Genomic DNA, 18,191 nt, shown 5'->3' with positions numbered 1-18,191 from the left:
AATTAAATAAACAAATAAGATATCCTTTAACGATTGGGCAATTATGAAGTCGCAATCATTAAAGGATATTTTTTGTGGACAAACTTTGAGATATGCCGTCTTTATTAGATAGAGAGGTAGGACAATGTTTATTGCTAAAGTAAAAAATAGCGGAGAGTTAATCCGAGCTGATCAGGCTTTATCTAATGGTCAGTATTATTGTCCAGGATGTGCAAGTGATGTGTGCTTAAAAAAAGGACAAATTAATTTACCGCATTTTGCACACACAAAAGGCGCTGCATGTTCAGTAGCGACTGAGGGAGAGACGACCATGCATCTACAAGGAAAGTTAGATTTGTTCACATTTTTATCGTCTCATTATGATGAGGTTTTGTTAGAACCATGGCTTGCTAAGATTAAACAACGACCAGACTTAATGGTTAGGAAAGGCTCAAAATGGCTTGTGGTTGAGTTTCAATGTGCCCCAATCACAACACAAAAAATAAAAGAACGTACGTATGGTTATCAACAGTTGGACTTAAAAGTCATTTGGATTCTAGGAGATACGTATCGTAAGAAGAAAATCCAAGCAAGAACTTATGCTAAGTTTGCAACAATATATAAAAGGCAGTTACAGATTGCTTTTTGGCCAATAACTGGCGGGCTTATTTGGCAAACTTGGTGGCAAATGGATGGTAAAACGCATGTTATGGAGCGGCGGTATATTAATAACCAACCACAGCAATTATTAAAACTTCAACAAAAGGTCTTACAGGCTAATCCAGCCGTTCGGGAATTACAAAATAAATTATATCCAATAAACCGCATTGTAGTCGGAATTCCGTGGATATGTCATCCTGTTTATCCATTACCTGGCGGTTTGAAAATACCACAATGGCAAATAATTAGTCATATTTTACTTGCGTTAGAGGATAAAGATTGTACTTTTAATGAAATAATGACGCTTTTCTCAAATAATGACTGGCAACAATTTGGTAGTCTTTCATTAAAAGTGGTGCAAAAATTGTGGTTGTATTATTTATTAATGGATTTGAAGCAAGCACAGGTTATAACCTTATCAGCGGATGTTGTTAGTTTAACTAAGCCTTTGGTGTGGTTTTCGACTTATCAAGAAAAATTGGCTAACTTACCTAAAAAATACAAACAAGTATGACTTTTATCTTTTGATTTCGTCTGAAGAAGTGGGAGAAGTATGTTAAAATGAACCATATATTAGACTGAAATGAGGAAAAATTATGGCAAAAGAATTACCTTTGCGTGAAGATTTACCAGAATCAGCTACATGGGATTTATCAAAAATCTTTGCAAGTGATGATGAATGGCAAAGCGCATACGATGAATTGACCGAAAGATTAACAAGTGCTGATTTTTTTGCAGAAACTGTGATTAATTCAGGTAAGGAACTATATAATGCTTTGCAATATGGTCTAGGCCTTATGCGTGATTTGGAAACATTATATGTTTATGCATCAATGAAGTCTGATCAAGATACTGCAAATGGTTTTTATCAAGGATTGATTAATAAAGCTGAGTCACTAGCTGCAAAAGTATCAGCTGCAATTGCATTCTTTGATCCAGCAGTATTGTCACTTTCTGAAGAGCAATTATCAGCTTATTTTGATGAAGAACCACGCTTAAAAGAATACACTCATTACTTTGAAGATATTTTGACACAAAGAGGTCATGTTTTATCTGAAGACCAAGAAAAGCTTTTGGCAGCAGCTGGGGATGTTTTCGGTGCTTCTGAACGGACTTTTGGTATGTTAGATAACGCTGATATCACTTTTGATGCTGTTGAAAATGATGATGGTGAGTTAGAAACACTGTCAGATGGTGTATATTCACGATTGTTAGAATCAGTTAATCCTGAAGTACGTCGAAATGCTTTTAAAACTTTTTATGCATCATATATGGCCTTGGATAATACTTTTGCATCATTAATTGGTAGTCATGTTAAAGGTCATAATTATTTAGCAAATGTGCATCATTATGATTCAGCTCGTCAAGCTGCTTTGGCTGCTAATAATGTGCCAGAAATTGTTTATGATACACTGGTTACAGAAGTAAATAATGCCTTGCCTTTGTTGCATCGTTATATGGCATTACGTAAGCGTCTTCTTGGGCTATCAGAATTACATTCTTATGATTTATATACGCCAATTCTAGGTGAACCTGATTATGACATTGATTACCCAAGTGCTCAGGCAGAAGCGTTAAAAGCACTAGCACCTTTGGGTGAAGACTACCTTGAAATTGTGCAAAAAGCTTTTGATAATCGTTGGATTGATGTCATTGAAAATAAAGGAAAGCGTTCAGGGGCATACTCAGGTGGTGCTTATGACACTAACCCTTATATTCTGCTAAATTGGGTTGATAACCTAAATAATTTGAGTACATTGGTTCACGAGATGGGACATTCAGTACATTCATATTTAACTCGTAAGAATCAACCTTATCAATATGGAGACTATCCAATTTTCTTGGCTGAAATTGCATCAACAACTAATGAAAATCTATTGACTGATTATCTATTGCGTACGGTTGATGACAAAAAGTTAAAAGCCTATATCCTAAATCAATATTTGGATGGTGTTAAAGGAACTTTGTTCCGACAAACACAATTTGCTGAGTTTGAGCAATGGATGCACGAAACGGATGCTGCAGGGACACCATTAACGGCTGATTTGTTGAATGAAGCCTATGGTGAACTAAATAAGCGTTATTATGGTCCCGCACTAACATTTGATGAAGAAATTGCGCATGAATGGGAACGCATTCCGCACTTCTACTATAATTATTATGTATTCCAATATAGTACTGGATTTGCGGCAGCAACGGCATTAGCAGATAAAATTCTTCACGGTGGTGAGGCTGCTGTGGATGCTTATAAGGATTACCTAAAGGCAGGTGCTTCAGCCTTTCCGATTGATGTCATGAAGAAGGCCGGTGTGGATATGACTAAGCCAACTTATTTGCAAGAGACGTTTAAAGTATTTGAGCAACGGTTAGATGAATTTGAAGAATTGGTCAATGAATTATCATTGGATAAATAAATATTTTCAAGGTTTATTGTATATTGTATAAAATCAAATTTACTGAATTATTAGCATATGGTAATTGCCAGTGGCGCAATAAAAATGTAAAATGAAATTTATAAACAAGGAGGGAAGATATGTCAGGTGGACAAATTGCTCTAATAATATTAGCAGTAGCTGTATTATTATTAGTTCTATTTATTGGATTATTCTTAGTCAAGTTGACGCAAACGTTGGGTGTGATTACCAAGGATGTTGATGTTATCGCTCGCAGCGCTAATGATATTTTAGCTAACGCTGATACGTTGTTAACGGATGTGAATGGTAAGGTATCAACGATTGACCCAGCTTTCCAAGCAATTGCTGATTTGGGAACATCAGTATCTGAGTTAAATACAGCAACAAGTAATTTAGCAAGTAAGGTAAAGAATTCAGGCCATTCTAATACGTCTAAGGTTGCATCAGCTGTTTTTGCTGCTAATACTGCACGCAAGAACCATAAGAATAAAAAAGCAGCTAAAAAATCAGAATAGTTAATATAATAGGAGGATCAGATTATGTCAAAAACAAAGGGATTTTTAGCAGGAACGATCTTTGGTGGTATCGTAGCAGCAGCAGGATATGGCTACTATAAAATGTTAACAGTAGAACAACAAGCTGATTTAAAGGCTAAGGTTAATGAAACAGTTGCAAATGTACGTGATAAGGCTGTTGATTATGGCTATGCTGCTACTGATGCAGTGGCTTCTGTACGTGATAAGGCCGATGACTTTGTATCAGATAAAAGTTATGCCTTTGATTCAAAGGTAGCTGATTTAAAGGCTTCTGCTGAAGATAAGTCAGCTGAGTTGCGTGGTAAGGCCGATGATTTAATTTCATCTGCTCAAGAAAAAGTAAGCAACTTACATAGTGAACCAGAAGAGGAAGAAGATATTGTATTATCACCAACTGATGATGCTGTTGATTCAGAATCTTTTGAAGAATTAACTGAAGAAAAAGTTGAACCTGAAGTATTAGATCCAAACCTTGGTTTATCAGAGACTGGGGCAAAGGGATTATCTGACACTGAAGAAAAGTAAAGTTAATTAAACTAAAAAGCACTAGCTCAAAATATGAGCTAGTGCTTTTATTGTAAAATCTTATATTTTAGTCAATTATACGAAGATCCTTTGATGAATGTGTGTAAGGATCAACACCATTTTCTGTCATGATAACAGAATCTTCAATACGAATACCTAAATCACCAGGGATATAGATACCGGGTTCAATTGAGAATGACATACCAGGTTGCAGTACAAGTTCATTACCTTGTGCAATTTGGATAGATTCGTGAACAGATGAACCCATACCGTGACCCAAACGGTGAACAAAGTATTCACCATAACCAGCCTTGGCAATGACATCACGTGCAATACCATCTAATTCACCAGCAGTCATACCAGGCTTAGCTGCGTTTTGCGCAGTTAATTGGGCTTCTAATACAACGTTGTAAACATCACGTTGATGATCGCTAACACATTGGAAAGCAACTGTACGAGTGGCATCAGATACGTAACCATCATAAATGGTTCCTAAATCAAATAGTGCTAGGTCACCTGACTTTAGGGTATTGTTGCTAGTATCTCCATGTGGTTCAGCAGCATGAGCACCGAATTGTACTAGGGTCTCAAATGACATACCAGCAACACCAGATGACTTAAGATCATATTCTAGTTTTGCCATTACTTGAAGTTCAGAAACGCCTTCTTGCAAAGCATTAAAGGCAAATTCAAAAGCACGATCAGCATCATCACCAGCCTTGTGTAGTTTAACAATTTCATCAGGTGTTTTAATAAGATGCATTTCTGTCATTAATGGTGATAGATTACCAATGAACTTTGCCTCAGGAACAGCAGTTTGAATAAATGAAGCACGGTTAAGTGTTAATTGATCCTTTTCGACAGCCCACTTTTCTGTGTGCGTTGTGTGTTCATGCAAATGCTTGCTAATTAATTCCCAAGGATTTTCTTGATCTTGGTAACCATAAACAGGGTGTTGCCAACCAGTGCTCTTAACAGCTTCAACTTCAAGTGCTGGTGCAAAGATGAATGGTTCATCTTGTGGGAACACAAATAAAGCTAAAACACGTTCGATTGGATCAGAACTAAATCCAGTTAAATAATCAATTGAATGAAAGTCTGAGAAGTAAGCGACATCTAGTTGTTGTTCTTCAAGCCAACTTTGGATTGATGAAAGTTTATCAGTCATTAAAAAATTCTCCTTTAAATAATTATATGGTCAATTGTACGCTCATTTTTAAAAATTGCCTATCAATGAAGAAAAGATATGTTACAATTAGTCATTGTGTGAAATTATTATTAAATGATGAAACAAATTATGAAAACATGTTACAATCACAGTGTAAACGGTTTCATTTGAGCACGTGAGTTCATAAATTTAATAAAATAGATTTAAAAATCGTTTTAACCAATTAAGAACTTAAGTAAATATTTGTATTTGTAGGAGAATAGTAATGGATAAACAAACAGTAACAATTTATGATGTCGCTCGTGAAGCCAAGGTGTCTATGGCCACTGTATCACGTGTTGTAAATGGTAATGCAAATGTTAAATCTGAAACAAAAGAAAAGGTTAATGCAGTGATTGAACGTTTGGGATATCGCCCAAATGCAGTTGCCCGTGGTTTAGCATCACGCCGGACAACAACGATTGGTGTTGTGATTCCAGATGTTACTAATCATTATTTTGCTGAGTTAGCACGTGGTATTGATGATATTGCGGCAATGTATCACTATCAAATCATTTTGGCAAATTCTGATGAATCAAATGTAAAAGAAGTTCAAGTAATGGAGAACTTGTTGGGCAAGCAAGTTGATGGGATTATCTTTATGGGTAATATCATTAATGATGCTATCCGAGAAGAATTTAAAAAGGCTGATGTACCAGTTGTATTGGCCGGCTTACTTGATGAATATTCAGAACAACCTTCAGTTAATATTGAGTATCGTTCAGCGATGAATGATGCAACGGCTCGTTTAATTAAGGGTGGTCATCAAAATATTGCCTTTGTGACGGGTGATTTAGATCATTATATGAATAAAGAACAACGTTTGCCTGGTTATCAAGATGCTTTGGCAGCTGCTGAAATTTCATATAATGAACAATTGACTTTCCAGGGTGATTATGGTTATCAATCAGGTTACCAATTGGCTAATACAATCAAAGATTCAGCCGCAACAGCAGCAGTGGTAGCTAATGATGAAATGGCAGCTGGGTTAATTAATGGCTTAACTGATATTGGGGTTAAGGTGCCAGATGACTTTGAAATTATTACAAGTAATGATTCAAAGGTTACTTTAATTACACGACCACAATTATCATCTGTTACACAACCAATTTATGATATTGGTGCGGTTGCAATGCGTATGTTAACAAAATTAATGAATCGCGAAGACCTTGCGATGAATAATATTATTTTGCCACACGGTTATGTTGACCGCGGTTCAACAAAGGAATTAAATTAATTAGATTTTTTGTTAAGATTGGAGTAATAGACAATCTTTTTGATAACAAATAAATTTATGAGCAGATAAGAATTTTATATTTTTCTTACCTGCTTTTTTAGTTGGATTGATTTTTTGTAATGTTTTTTAGGCTGTATTCATGGGCTTTTCTGTGTAATAAATGATAAGAAAATTAGAAAATTATTGACTTTTGTCACTGACGCGGTATTATGGATAATAATTGGTTTTGGAATGGTTATTTTTATTATCGTATATAAAATTTATTGAAGAAATTATAGAGGATAGAGTAGTCATTATTTAACTATTTTTGTTGTTTTGTTATTACTTTTTAGAATTGTAATAGTTCATGTTCATAGTTATTAAAGTTATCTTAGGATAGGAGAAGAATATATGGGGCTATGGTCAAAGTTTATGGCGCGAGAGGACGCGTCAACATATATCAGTAAAGATTCAGAAATGCCACGTATCTTGCATACAAAGGATTTCTTGGCATTAGGAGTTGGAACAATTGTTTCAACAGCTATTTTTACCTTACCGGGTGTTGTGGCAGCTAAATATGCTGGCCCGGGTGTTGTCTTTTCATTTTTGTTAGCGGCAGTTGTTGCTGGTTTTGTGGCATTAGCATATGCCGAGATGGCTTCAACATTGCCAGTGGCCGGTTCGGCTTATTCTTGGATTAACGTACTATTTGGTGAAGGATTCGGTTGGATTGCTGGTTGGGCACTGTTAGCAGAATATATTATTGCTGTGGCCTTTGTTGGATCTGGTTTATCAGCCAATTTTAGAGGTTTGTTAACCCAAGTTGGTGTTACTTTACCGGCTTCCTTGTCCGGGGCATTAGATACGCACACATTATTTGGTTGGTCTTCATCTGTTAGTGGTCCAAAAGGTGGGGTGATTGATATTGTTGCCTTTATTGCCATCGGATTAGTTGCGTTGCTATTATCTCGTGGTGTGCATGAAGCATCACGTATTGAAGTTATTCTGGTTGTTGTGAAAGTCTTTGCAATTTTACTATTTATTTTTGTTGGTTTAACAGCTATTCATCCAGAAAACTACTCACCATTTGTGCCAGCATATGATCCACATGGCGCTACAATGGGTGGTTTCCAAGGAATTTGGGCTGGTGTATCCGGAATCTTCTTAGCGTATGTTGGGTTTGATTCGATTGCCTCAAATTCAGCTGAAGCTGTTAACCCACAGAAGACAATGCCTCGTGGTATTTTAGGTTCATTGATTATTGCGGTAATTTTGTTCGTTGCCGTTTCAATTGTTTTGGTTGGAATGTTTAAGTATACCGCATATGTTGACAATGCTGAACCAGTTGGTTGGGCATTACGTGAAGCTGGACATCCGATTGTTGCAGCTGTTACATCAACAATCGCGGTTGTTGGAATGGTAACAGCTTTGATTGGAATGATGATGGCTGGGTCACGACTACTTTACTCATTCGGTCGTGATGGTATGTTACCAAAGTGGTTGGGTAAAGTTAGTGAAGATAAAGGACTACCTAACCGTGGTTTGCTTATCTTAACAATCATTGCCCTTCTTGTTGGTTCATTCTTCCCATTCTCATTTTTGTCTGAGTTGATTTCAGCAGGAACATTGATTGCATTTATCTTTGTGTCATTAGCAATGTACGCATTGCATAAGCGTGAAGGTAAAGACTTACCTGAAGCTGGATTTAAAATGCCTGGTTATCCTGTAACACCTGCAATTGGTGCAATTTTGTCCGTATGGGTATTCTGGGGACTTAGTGTTGAAGCTAAGGTTTATGCGTTAATTTGGTTTATTGTGGGAATTATTGTTTATTTCACTTATGGTGCAAACCATTCAGTATTAAGAAAGCAAGCTAAAGATTAACGTTATTTTTAAGGAAAAGGGGGATTGAAAATAACTATGGTCGAAAATAATGAAGTTCTGAATAAAGAAGAAAAGAATTTTGCTGGTGCTGGTCGTGTATATTATTTTGATGTTGTGATTGATTCCGGAAAAGGCGCTATTTTAAAAGATGTCGCTGGTAATGAGTATATTGACTTGTTGGCGAGTGCAAGTGCTACTAATACAGGTCATGCACATCCCAAGGTTGTTGCTGCTATTCAGCAACAAGCTGAGAAATTAGTCCATTATACGGCAGCTTATTTTGCCACTTCAACAGAATCTAGCTTAGCGGGAGAATTGGTTAAATTAGCACCAGGTAATTCTGATGACTGGCAGGTTATTTTTGGTAATTCTGGATCAGATGCTAATGATGCCGTCATTAAGTTTGCGCGTGCTTATACTGGACGGCCAAATGTTGTGTCATTTATGGGTGCATATCATGGGTCAACATACGGTTCTATGTCGGCATCAGCAGTTAGCTTAAATATGAATCGTAAAATGGGACCATTAATGCCAGGATTCTTTAAAGTACCATTTCCATCAGCTGACAAGCAGTTGCCTGGTGAAAGTGATGAAGACTTTGTTGATCGCATGTTTGCAGAATTCAAAGAGCCATTTGAAAATTATTTGCCGGCTGAAGAAACAGCGGTCATTATGATTGAAGCTATCCAGGGGGATGGTGGTATTATGGCACCACCAGCTGGTTATTGGCAGAAAGTTGCTGAATTTGCTCATGAAAATGGTATCTTGTTAGCTGTTGATGAGGTTAATCAAGGTTATGGTCGAACTGGTAAGTTCTGGTCATTTGAGCGCTTTGGTTTACAACCTGACTTAATTTCAATGGGGAAGTCAATGGCATCTGGATTACCTTTGAGTGCTGTACTAGGACGACGTGAGATTATGCAAAGTCTTGATGCGCCAGCTAATGTGTATACAACAGCCGGAAATGTTGTTAGTTCTGCAGCTGCTTTAGCAACTTTGGATGTTATTAAATCTGAAGGCCTAGTTGAACGTTCTGCTAAATTAGGCGAAGTAGCTAAAGATTTCTTTAATCAACAAAAGGAAGCCTTTGATTTTATTGGTGATGTTCGATTGTATGGTCTAAATGGCGGTATTGATATTGTTGATCCTGAAACTGGTTTGGGTGATGAAAGAGCAACAAATACGATTATTTATAATTTGTTCAAACGTGGGGTACTAATGATTTCATTACGTGGCTATACGTTACGCTTTCAGCCACCACTAGTTATTAAAGAGGCTGATTTACAACGAGCTTTTGATATTATCCATGATGTATTTACGGATTATAAAAAAGGTGTGTTGAGTGAACCAGCAGGTCGTCATCATATAGGATGGTAAAATGAAAATTGGGTAGCAGTCATATTTTATGGCTGTTACCCAATTTTTTATTTTAAATGGTACGCAAATATAGGAATGTGATTATTTAGAAATTTTTCATTTGATACGCATGGTTAAGTACTAATAGATAAATAATGAAAGTTTGAACGGAAGCATATATGTCACAATATCAATCAATTGTGCATTTAAAGCCCTAATCGGTGATGCTTTATTAATCATTACTATATAATAAGGTGTATGTCATCTAAAGAGGAGGGGATGGTTAATATGAAATATATAATCAATCATTGGTATTTATTTAGTGTTTATATTGCGGGCATATTTGCGCTGATTTTAGGTATGGGACAATGGAATCATCAAATGACGGTCTTGTTGCTTGCTATGATTTTTATTCATTTACATTTCTTTGAGGAATTTGGTTTGCCAGGTGGCTTTGCCTGGGGCGGTTTAAAAGTAGAAGGACATGCGGTTGATGCAGATGTCTCTAAGTGGATATTAAATCAGACGAATTCAATGTGGGGTAATAATTGGTTTGCCGTTGCAGTATATTTATTATCAATGTTCACACCACAATGGCATTGGACAATGCTAGCCGCTGTTATTTTTGCCTTTGTTGAATTATTAGGTCACGTTATTGTATTTCCTATTGGTTTAAAGGGTTTTTATAATCCAGGTTTATTTACTGCAGTATGTTTGGGTGTCATCTCAGTTTGGTATTTAACCACAGTTGATATTTCTAGTTTGTATAGCTGGTGGGATTTGTTAATTGCGTTTATCTGGATTATCTTTAATTATTGGATGGCTTTCCTAGGCCCAATACCAAAGCATTTAGCTAAGAATAAAAAATATGCTTTCACACGTGAAGATCTTTTGAAATCAAAAAATACAATGGCTAGGTTTAATGTTAGCATTGATGATTTTCATAATTTCGGAGATTAATTGATTAAAAAGTGTTGCTCATGATTGAGGAACACTTTTTTAATCCATGAAACATGTTAATATATAACATATGTTATAAATGACATGTATGAAGGCGGAAAGCGAAATGAATTTAAGTGTTTTATTGTTATCTTTTTGGGGCGTTAATTTTGATTTTTTCTTTATTTTGTTATTTTTATTGAAAAGGTACCACATCAGTCAGGTAATTTTAGGCTATTTAAGTGGTGTTATGATATTACTTGTAATGAGCTATATTATTAGTCAATCATTAGCAACGTTTATACCTGAATGGTTATTAGGTGTATTAGGTATATTACCTATCTATATGGCTATACATGACAATGATGAAAAATCAGAACAGAAGAAACAAAGTAGTGCAATCATTACAGTTTTAATAACGTATTTATCAGTTTGTTCAGGTTGTGTTTTGGCAATATTTTTACCAGTAATGTTTGGACAAACTATGCAAAATTTACTAGCCATAATCTTGATTACTGGTTGTTTAACTGTTTTAGTAGTATTTTTAGTTAGATTGGTTTCTGACAGCAAATTAGTCACTGGTTTAATGAATCGATATGGTGAAATGTTAATGAAATGTTGCTATACCCTGGTTGGATTATATATATTTTGGGATAGTGGTCTAATTAATCATTTAATGTCTTATTTTTAAGGAGTGATTAGCATGATGGATAAAAAGTATCTGAATGAAATGACGAGTATTATGAAATTGTTGAGTAATCAAATTAGAATTCAAATGCTTTCTTTATTAGAACAACAAGAAATGAGTGTCAAAGAATTGAGTGAAATTTTGGAAGTGGAACAGTCTGTTGTTTCTCATAATTTAGCTTTATTACGAAAACATCAATTAGTTAACAGTCAACGTGAGGGGAAATATAGCTATTATCGATTAACTGATCCTCATATTTTGGACGTTATTAATGAAACATTTGAACATGCTGACCATGTTTTAAGTGATAAAGAGCATGGAGAATAAATTTAAAAATGACTAACTGTATGAAAGAAAACTTTTCTATAGTTAGTCCTTTTTGGTTATAATTCGATTTTTGGGAAATATTTCTAATTTATGTACTTTTGAATATCTCTGGCAATCTGTTTCATGTCATCAATGGATTTTTGAAAGTTATCATCAACCCATTTTTTTAATAGCGAAAACATACCTGATAGCGCAAAGTAAATAATGAAATCAAAATTTTCGTTATCATGTAATAGTGTAGATAACTTACTTTTGTCAATATTTTCAAAACATGCTTGTTGTAATAAATAAAACATATTTTGGTCATGTAAAATCTTTAAAAATAATTTTTGGTTTTTCCAGTATGAAAAGAATTCTTGTACAAATTCTTGAAAGTGGGATTGACTTAAATCGAGATGGTATAAGTTTTTAAATAGGATAAGAATTAAATAATTCGTATGGTTCTTTAAAACATCCTCTAAAGAACTAAAATGGCGATAAAAGGTGCGTCGTGAGTAGCCAGCTGCCGTTGTTAAATCTGATACGTGTAAATTTGTTATATTATTTGTCTGTAGTAACTTGATTAAAGCTGTCAAAAATTCTGTTTTCGTTTGATTTACTTGAGATTGTCTAGTAATTGGTTTATTTATCACATTATTGGTCATTTGTGCATTTACCTCATTATTTTCTATCAATGCGATTTATATGAATTATAATATGAAATAAGAAATGTCACAAATGTGTCACAAAAGGAAAGGCGAAAGTGGATGTTAAAATTATATATCAACCATTGGTATGAGTGGGCAATTTATAAGTACTTTGGTAAAATGAAACAATATTCATTTTCACAACAAGAAATAGAAAGTTCAAGATATCTATGGAATAGGGTAGATAGCCAAAAATAAAATAAGTGTTAAATCAAAAACTGTAAGTTTGTGTGAGACAATACAGATCGGGGTTTGAAAACATTTTTAGATAGCGCTGACTAGTCTTCAAGACTTGTCGGCGTTTTTTAATTTATTGTTGGTATTATACAGTCATATTCCTAATAAAAAAGGCAAAATAAAAACGCTATCCAAAGAATGAACAGCGACATATTTACACGGTTGGTAGTCCTCTTTTATTTGGGTTCTACAATACACCTGTTGTCAAATTTCAATGGTATCCAACAGATTTAAACGACTTTCGCAGTGTATTACTAGTGTACTTAAACTTTTCCATATCATGTAAAACGTTGATTTCTAGGCATTTGCTAAAACCTAATAAGGAGCCAACGGGATTTGAACCCGTGCGCCGGCTCAACACCGGTATAACAACGTTTCTGGCGCTTCCGGTAGGTAATGAACCCCCTCAATTTGACCAAAATTTTTACACCCCCCAATTGGTATACCTCGTGCACGCTTAAATTTCACCACAGGAGAGTGGATAATTATGGCAATTCGACATGCAGGAAAATCATGGACAATTGATGTTTATACGAAAACAGGTCGGCAACGTCTCTCAGGTTTTACAACCAAAAAGGAGGCGGAACTTGTCCAGCGAATGCTGTTAAATGACATGGACGAATTACCCGACGCAACTGGTATGACGGTTAATCAACTCCATGACGAGTGGCTTGACCAATACATTGCAGGTGGGGTTACCAAGAGCTCCCTTTATAAGACCAACGGCTTTTGGAAGCGTGATATAAAGCCATTATTTGGCAACCAAGACTTGTCTATGGTGACCAGCCAAGATGTGCAAAAGTGGCTTAACAAGGGGGCAAACAAGTGGGTCTCTTTTGTTAAAAATGCGGGACAGTTACGAGCATTGTTCGATTATGCTGTGCACATGGGTTACCTCAAAGAGACCCCATTTAGCAAAGTCACCATGCCTCACAGGAAGCCGGCTAAGGAGAAGCAGACGTGGTCAGATACCGAATACCAGCAGTGGCTGGACTACCTGTATAATGACCTGTGGTACACTCACAAACAGCAATCGGTCTACCTTATTTTATTGACCAAAACTGGAATGAGAAGGCAAGAAATCGGGGCACTGACCGTTAAAGATATTGATTTTAACCGGCGTACCATCCAAATTAACAAGGCGCTGAAATACGGTCAGGACGGGGTTTATCTGGGGTCGACGAAGACAAAAGACAGTAATCGTGTGATTGGCATTGACCAAGATACAGCCAGCCGTTTGCGAGATTACATCAAGTCCCGTGAGTTGAACCCCCGCATACTTTTCACAACAGGAGATGAAGACAAATACATGTCCTTCAATCGACCTTACAAGTGGTTCAAGAAAGCCATGAAAGAGGCTGGGGTACCTGATATTGGTGGGTTGCATGCCTTGCGCCATCAGTACACGACCGAGGCTGTTAAAGCAGGCATCTCGCCTAAACTGGTTCAAAAGCAACTGGGTCACTCCAATGTTGAAATCACCATGGACGTGTACACGCACGTCAATGACGATGAAGTTTTACAGATTGCGGACCAGTTAGCGGGTAAGGGTATTGAAAAAGCTGTCAATAAGTTGCACAATTAATAACATCGGTAAAAGCAGGTATAACAAGGCTTTTTACCAAGTTGAGCAAGTATTTGCGCAATTAATTACAGCCAAATTGGGTGAATTGTGTTACACTCTATGTGTACCAAAGTAAAGAACAAATGTACTGTACTTTGGTACAAAGAGGAATTTAGTAGGGGTTCGAGCAACTTTAAAACCTCAAACAAAAACATGTTAGCTGATTTACAAAAAAGAACCCTTAGTAGTCATGCCCGACTACCAAAGGCTCAAATCAGTTAATGCCCTTACACCTGACAATCAGTTAAGCACTAAGTCAACAGTGTAAAAGCTAAATATGATACTCTGGTAAACTTTGGATGGTGACCAGAGTATTTTTTTTTATGCCATTACACGGACTAAACTACTTACGTCGGTTGAAGTATAAGGCAACCAATGCCTTTAATGTCTCTACAATTAGCAGAGCCACAACATCAACAAGTATTGACATGAGAAAACTCACGGAATACCTAACCCTTCTGAAAGAGTCAAACATTTATTTAGCATGCAACCACTCCCTTTCTTATTTTGAAAAGGCTTGGGGGCTTAACTGACAATGTTCAGTATAAACTACTCATCCGATTAAGTTAAACTTTAAATTGCTAAAAAAAGTCCTTGACAAGCGGTTTTATGCGTCAGAATAGGCTTAAACATCATTATTACAATTTTATTAAATTATAACTTTCCGATTGATTTGTGCTTTATTTGGCACGTGAGAGCTTCATATAAAGCATTTATCAAGTAAACGTGTAATTACTCATGAAGATGATTTAAATGGCTTAGAAGGCAAAATAGGACGTTTAAAAGACGTTTTGGGAAAGAGATGTTTGTTACTTCTGATAAAGCAGTGATTGCTGGTTAAATACATGATGTTGCGTTAGCTTGTGAGAGGCACATATAGCGTTATTTGTGACTAATGGTGAATTATGCTGGAATAGTAATAAAACGTGTCACAGAGCACATGAGAGGCTTTAAATAGCACTGTGAGACAGTATTTGATTAAATATCAAAGTGTATAGGTGTTATCAATGATGACATATAAAAAGCGGCCTGCCATAGCTAAATGGTAAACCGTTTTTTAATACTTTATTATAGGTTAATCACCTTTACCGATGATTTGACCATCATCTGTGTAACTGTTGCCTTGGTCGTCATTGTGAATGTGGGTACCATCGGGAAGGTTATAATCAGCATTAGGCTCACGAGCCTTATTATAATAATAATCATCATCATCGTCTGCTGTAGAGTCGTCATTCTCTGAGTCAGCATCCTCTGAGTCATCATAGCTAGAGTCGCTACTACTGTATGCATTATCGCCTTGCTCACCATTTTCAGGCATTGTAACTTGGCTAGCAGGTAGTGTTTGGAAATCCTCCGATGAATGAGATAAATCGATTAATGAGCTAAGTTTGTCAATCGTGCTTGTTGACTTATTGTATTCTGACATCAATGCTGATTTTGATGTCTTAGCATAATTTTTCCAATAACTATTCTTTGCTCCCATATAAGCCATCGTTTCTGCGGATGACTCCACACTTGAAAAGGTGAATGTACCATCCTGGTTATCAGTCACCATGAAAGAGTGCTCTAAGATATTACCTGCGCCACCATCGTTAGTAATAATAATCTTATCTTTAACACCCATATATGGAAGGTAATGCACACCGCTAGTAACGGGGGTCGTCTTATAAGACAATGAGTAATGATTAACTAGCAAAGCAAGTTGTGTTTTCTGAGGTAGTTTATCAAACTTACTGCTACTGTCATTTGTATTTGAACTTGAAGATGATTTCTTAGTAGCTTTCTTATCAACGTGCTTATTTGTTTTCTTAGTAGTTTTTTTATCTTTTTTAGCTTGTATATGAGTAGATGTTTTTTGTTGGGAAGCAATGACTGCTCCTGATGCTACTCCAATACCTAGTATTACAACAAGCAAACAAATTAATTTAATAACTTTCTTCCTACTCATTTTTTTAAATCTCCACTTCAATTGATAGGTTAATTATAAAACAACCTTAAATAAAAGGTGTAAATCAGACTAAATTTTAAGGTATTATTAATTATGAGAAAATTATTGTTAGTATCAACCTTAATAAGAAACAATCAATTATAATAAAACTACAGAAAAAGGGGAATTAATCGATGAAGTATGATGATTTGAAGTCACTAAAAGAATTATTAGATGAAGGATTAGTTACTGAGGAAGAATATGAGATACAAAAGTCTCGAATACTTGGTATTCCTATTAAACCTAAACAGAGTATTGAAGAGGTAGATGACAAGGGTACAGAAGAATTAGGCGTGAATAGTACAGAGTCTAAAGTTGCCCAAGTGGACAGAAATGACACTGTGGATGACAAAGGTGCCGAAAAATTAATTGAGAATACTACAGAGTCTGAAACTGACCAAAGAAACAATAATGATACTGTAGATGGAGCGGCTGAAGGTACCGAGAGAAGTTTAAAAGATACTGAGAATGATAGCGACAAGTCTGAAGATATACCTTCGTCTGAAACTACAGAGGAGTCTATAAGTAGGCTTGAAAGAACGAATAAGGGCAATATGAAGCAAATATTATGGATTGCTTTTTCTGTGGTAGTGGTATTTATAATTGGATGTTTTTTGGGTTATCAAATTTTTAAGTAATTAAGGAGTTTAGTTATGAGCAATGGGGAAGAAGACATTGTACAAAAGATGAAGAGCTATAAGCAAATGCTTGATGAAGGGTTAATCAATGAGGAAGATTACAATGTACTGAAAAAAAGGGCGCTGAACGAACAGGCAATGGAAATAAATTTTCAAAAAACGCTTAATAAAAAAGCAGAGCAGGAGAAAATTGAAAAAAATAATCCAACTGCTTCTTCAGAAAATCATGAACAATTATACACGGTGCTTGGGGTAGGGTCTGCTTTGGTATCAATTGGATTTATACCTGTTCTTTTTGGAATGGCTGGTGTGATATTTGGTTACCTGCTTAGTAAGATTGAGGGTTCTAAACAAAAAGGTACCATCATAATGATTGTAAGCATTGGGTGCGCAGTATTTGGGATGTTGATGGGTGCAGTAGTAACTGGAAGTGGACAACAGGGAAATAACTACTTCATCTTTCCATGGTATTACTAAGATAATAAGTACAGGTGCGTTATGGGAAAATTTGATGACATTAAGCGATTAAAGGAATTATTGGATAATGGGTTAATTAGTAATGAGGACTTTGAGAGACAAAAAAAGTTCATATTGGATAGCACTTTGAGCGGTGATGATGTGACTCAGGAGCCAGAACCTGACCCACAAGCAGTAGAAACGGCTAAACAAGTTGAAAAAAATGATGCTGAGAGGAAAAATAACCGTATTAGCTTTATGGTTGTAATTGGTCTCATTATTGTATTCTTTATAAGCGTGGGTATTTCAGTTAGACATGATAGAATTGTTTTGGATAAGAAAGATTATGCGTCTGAGTTAACGAACCATTCTAAGTTCCATGTTAGCTATAAGCCAAAAAAAGATGTTTTTAAGCTGGTTATTAAAGATGGAACGGAATGGCAAGAAGTTTTAGAGTCAAACAGTGACGAATATGATACCTACGATAGTGTTAGGACCTCCTTTATTTACTCTTGGCGAAATACAGTTATACCTGAAGTTGAAGATAAAAGTAACGATGATAGAAGTAAAGGAAGCACATTTATAATAATAGATTCACGAGATGGAAGTTCAGAGCTCTTGAAGGTGAAGGATGGTAAAGTTCTTTACGACAAATTTAGCGATATTGAAGATTAAACATCTGATTGAATAAATAATAAAAGTTAGGGCTGTGCTCATGAGTGGGCATGGCTTTTTTCTTGCATATTTAGCCTAAAAACATCCCCTGACAGCACGCAAATCCGCACGCCAAGCGACTTTAAGCATTGCAGACTGCACGTCAGACAGGGGAAAA

General features: G+C 35.9%; 17 protein-coding genes. 14 read left to right on the top strand and 3 right to left on the bottom strand.

The window, feature by feature from the left end; genetic code table 11:
- The first annotated feature begins 124 nt into the window (after window positions 1-124).
- The 4 genes from ACSYSF_RS05425 (at window position 125) to ACSYSF_RS05410 (ending at window position 4,114) form a co-directional block, all read left to right on the top strand.
- Complete coding sequence (locus ACSYSF_RS05425; protein ID WP_489866970.1) at window positions 125-1,153, top strand: competence protein CoiA; 1,029 nt, start codon at window positions 125-127, stop codon at window positions 1,151-1,153.
- A gap of 82 nt (window positions 1,154-1,235) precedes the next feature.
- Entirely contained in the window at window positions 1,236-3,053 is a 1,818-nt protein-coding gene (pepF, locus tag ACSYSF_RS05420) for an oligoendopeptidase F (protein ID WP_489866969.1), read from the top strand.
- 119 nt (window positions 3,054-3,172) lie between these two features.
- Complete coding sequence (locus ACSYSF_RS05415) at window positions 3,173-3,568, top strand: DUF948 domain-containing protein (RefSeq protein ID WP_489866968.1); 396 nt, start codon at window positions 3,173-3,175, stop codon at window positions 3,566-3,568.
- A gap of 24 nt (window positions 3,569-3,592) precedes the next feature.
- Window positions 3,593-4,114 (top strand): hypothetical protein, encoded by a 522-nt coding sequence (locus ACSYSF_RS05410; protein WP_489866967.1) that lies wholly within the window; start codon window positions 3,593-3,595, stop codon window positions 4,112-4,114.
- Window positions 4,115-4,181: 67 nt separating this feature from the next.
- Here the strand turns inward: ACSYSF_RS05410 and ACSYSF_RS05405 are convergent, their stop codons facing one another.
- A complete protein-coding gene (locus tag ACSYSF_RS05405) occupies window positions 4,182-5,282 on the bottom strand; it encodes a M24 family metallopeptidase (RefSeq protein ID WP_489866966.1) in 1,101 nt (366 codons plus the stop codon).
- 265 nt (window positions 5,283-5,547) lie between these two features.
- On the opposite strand from ACSYSF_RS05405, the gene ccpA reads away from it, so the two are divergent.
- The 6 genes from ccpA to ACSYSF_RS05375 all read left to right on the top strand — a co-directional run bounded on the left by ccpA (window position 5,548) and on the right by ACSYSF_RS05375 (window position 11,731).
- Window positions 5,548-6,558 (top strand): catabolite control protein A, encoded by a 1,011-nt coding sequence (gene ccpA / locus ACSYSF_RS05400; RefSeq protein WP_489866965.1) that lies wholly within the window; start codon window positions 5,548-5,550, stop codon window positions 6,556-6,558.
- 390 nt (window positions 6,559-6,948) lie between these two features.
- Entirely contained in the window at window positions 6,949-8,421 is a 1,473-nt protein-coding gene (locus tag ACSYSF_RS05395; protein WP_489866964.1) for an APC family permease, read from the top strand.
- A 36-nt stretch (window positions 8,422-8,457) separates the two neighbouring features.
- Window positions 8,458-9,798: an aspartate aminotransferase family protein gene (locus ACSYSF_RS05390; protein ID WP_489866963.1), complete on the top strand. Its 1,341-nt coding sequence runs from the start codon at window positions 8,458-8,460 to the stop codon at window positions 9,796-9,798.
- Window positions 9,799-10,065: 267 nt separating this feature from the next.
- Window positions 10,066-10,737 (top strand): HXXEE domain-containing protein, encoded by a 672-nt coding sequence (locus ACSYSF_RS05385; protein ID WP_489866962.1) that lies wholly within the window; start codon window positions 10,066-10,068, stop codon window positions 10,735-10,737.
- A gap of 106 nt (window positions 10,738-10,843) precedes the next feature.
- A complete protein-coding gene (locus ACSYSF_RS05380; RefSeq protein WP_489866961.1) occupies window positions 10,844-11,407 on the top strand; it encodes a cadmium resistance transporter in 564 nt (187 codons plus the stop codon).
- Window positions 11,408-11,419: 12 nt separating this feature from the next.
- Window positions 11,420-11,731: an ArsR/SmtB family transcription factor gene (locus ACSYSF_RS05375; RefSeq protein ID WP_489866960.1), complete on the top strand. Its 312-nt coding sequence runs from the start codon at window positions 11,420-11,422 to the stop codon at window positions 11,729-11,731.
- Window positions 11,732-11,814: 83 nt separating this feature from the next.
- On the opposite strand, the gene ACSYSF_RS05370 is transcribed toward ACSYSF_RS05375, so the two are convergent.
- Window positions 11,815-12,375 (bottom strand): TetR/AcrR family transcriptional regulator, encoded by a 561-nt coding sequence (locus ACSYSF_RS05370; RefSeq protein ID WP_489866959.1) that lies wholly within the window; start codon window positions 12,373-12,375, stop codon window positions 11,815-11,817.
- Window positions 12,376-13,141: 766 nt separating this feature from the next.
- Here ACSYSF_RS05370 and ACSYSF_RS05365 point away from each other — a divergent pair.
- Complete coding sequence (locus ACSYSF_RS05365; RefSeq protein ID WP_489866958.1) at window positions 13,142-14,239, top strand: tyrosine-type recombinase/integrase; 1,098 nt, start codon at window positions 13,142-13,144, stop codon at window positions 14,237-14,239.
- Window positions 14,240-15,353: 1,114 nt separating this feature from the next.
- Here the strand turns inward: ACSYSF_RS05365 and ACSYSF_RS05360 are convergent.
- A complete protein-coding gene (locus ACSYSF_RS05360) occupies window positions 15,354-16,226 on the bottom strand; it encodes a hypothetical protein (RefSeq protein ID WP_489866957.1) in 873 nt (290 codons plus the stop codon).
- A gap of 173 nt (window positions 16,227-16,399) precedes the next feature.
- Here ACSYSF_RS05360 and ACSYSF_RS05355 point away from each other — a divergent pair, with 173 nt between their 5' ends.
- Genes ACSYSF_RS05355 through ACSYSF_RS05345 form a run of 3 tightly spaced genes read left to right on the top strand, consistent with a single transcriptional unit; the run spans window position 16,400 to window position 18,034 of the window.
- Entirely contained in the window at window positions 16,400-16,903 is a 504-nt protein-coding gene (locus ACSYSF_RS05355; protein ID WP_489866956.1) for an SHOCT domain-containing protein, read from the top strand.
- Window positions 16,904-16,918: 15 nt separating this feature from the next.
- Window positions 16,919-17,380, top strand: coding sequence for a hypothetical protein (locus ACSYSF_RS05350; protein WP_489866955.1), 462 nt, complete (start codon window positions 16,919-16,921; stop codon window positions 17,378-17,380).
- 21 nt (window positions 17,381-17,401) lie between these two features.
- Window positions 17,402-18,034 (top strand): SHOCT domain-containing protein, encoded by a 633-nt coding sequence (locus ACSYSF_RS05345; protein ID WP_489866954.1) that lies wholly within the window; start codon window positions 17,402-17,404, stop codon window positions 18,032-18,034.
- The last annotated feature ends 157 nt before the right edge of the window (window positions 18,035-18,191 follow it).

This window comes from Weissella sp. ESL1139 (assembly GCF_058506735.1).
The sequence above is the reverse complement of the archived record's forward strand: the minus strand, read 5'-3'. Positions and strand labels throughout refer to the sequence as shown.

Bases quoted from the DNA above. Each gene is read 5' to 3' on its own strand.
- ACSYSF_RS05425 (WP_489866970.1), top strand. From the start codon at position 125: ATGTTTATTGCTAAAGTAAAAAATAGCGGAGAGTTAATCCGAGCTGAT.
- pepF (WP_489866969.1), top strand. From the start codon at position 1,236: ATGGCAAAAGAATTACCTTTGCGTGAAGATTTACCAGAATCAGCTACA.
- ACSYSF_RS05415 (WP_489866968.1), top strand. From the start codon at position 3,173: ATGTCAGGTGGACAAATTGCTCTAATAATATTAGCAGTAGCTGTATTA.
- ACSYSF_RS05410 (WP_489866967.1), top strand. From the start codon at position 3,593: ATGTCAAAAACAAAGGGATTTTTAGCAGGAACGATCTTTGGTGGTATC.
- ACSYSF_RS05405 (WP_489866966.1), bottom strand. From the start codon at position 5,282: ATGACTGATAAACTTTCATCAATCCAAAGTTGGCTTGAAGAACAACAA.
- ccpA (WP_489866965.1), top strand. From the start codon at position 5,548: ATGGATAAACAAACAGTAACAATTTATGATGTCGCTCGTGAAGCCAAG.
- ACSYSF_RS05395 (WP_489866964.1), top strand. From the start codon at position 6,949: ATGGGGCTATGGTCAAAGTTTATGGCGCGAGAGGACGCGTCAACATAT.
- ACSYSF_RS05390 (WP_489866963.1), top strand. From the start codon at position 8,458: ATGGTCGAAAATAATGAAGTTCTGAATAAAGAAGAAAAGAATTTTGCT.
- ACSYSF_RS05385 (WP_489866962.1), top strand. From the start codon at position 10,066: ATGAAATATATAATCAATCATTGGTATTTATTTAGTGTTTATATTGCG.
- ACSYSF_RS05380 (WP_489866961.1), top strand. From the start codon at position 10,844: ATGAATTTAAGTGTTTTATTGTTATCTTTTTGGGGCGTTAATTTTGAT.
- ACSYSF_RS05375 (WP_489866960.1), top strand. From the start codon at position 11,420: ATGATGGATAAAAAGTATCTGAATGAAATGACGAGTATTATGAAATTG.
- ACSYSF_RS05370 (WP_489866959.1), bottom strand. From the start codon at position 12,375: ATGACCAATAATGTGATAAATAAACCAATTACTAGACAATCTCAAGTA.
- ACSYSF_RS05365 (WP_489866958.1), top strand. From the start codon at position 13,142: ATGGCAATTCGACATGCAGGAAAATCATGGACAATTGATGTTTATACG.
- ACSYSF_RS05360 (WP_489866957.1), bottom strand. From the start codon at position 16,226: ATGAGTAGGAAGAAAGTTATTAAATTAATTTGTTTGCTTGTTGTAATA.
- ACSYSF_RS05355 (WP_489866956.1), top strand. From the start codon at position 16,400: ATGAAGTATGATGATTTGAAGTCACTAAAAGAATTATTAGATGAAGGA.
- ACSYSF_RS05350 (WP_489866955.1), top strand. From the start codon at position 16,919: ATGAGCAATGGGGAAGAAGACATTGTACAAAAGATGAAGAGCTATAAG.
- ACSYSF_RS05345 (WP_489866954.1), top strand. From the start codon at position 17,402: ATGGGAAAATTTGATGACATTAAGCGATTAAAGGAATTATTGGATAAT.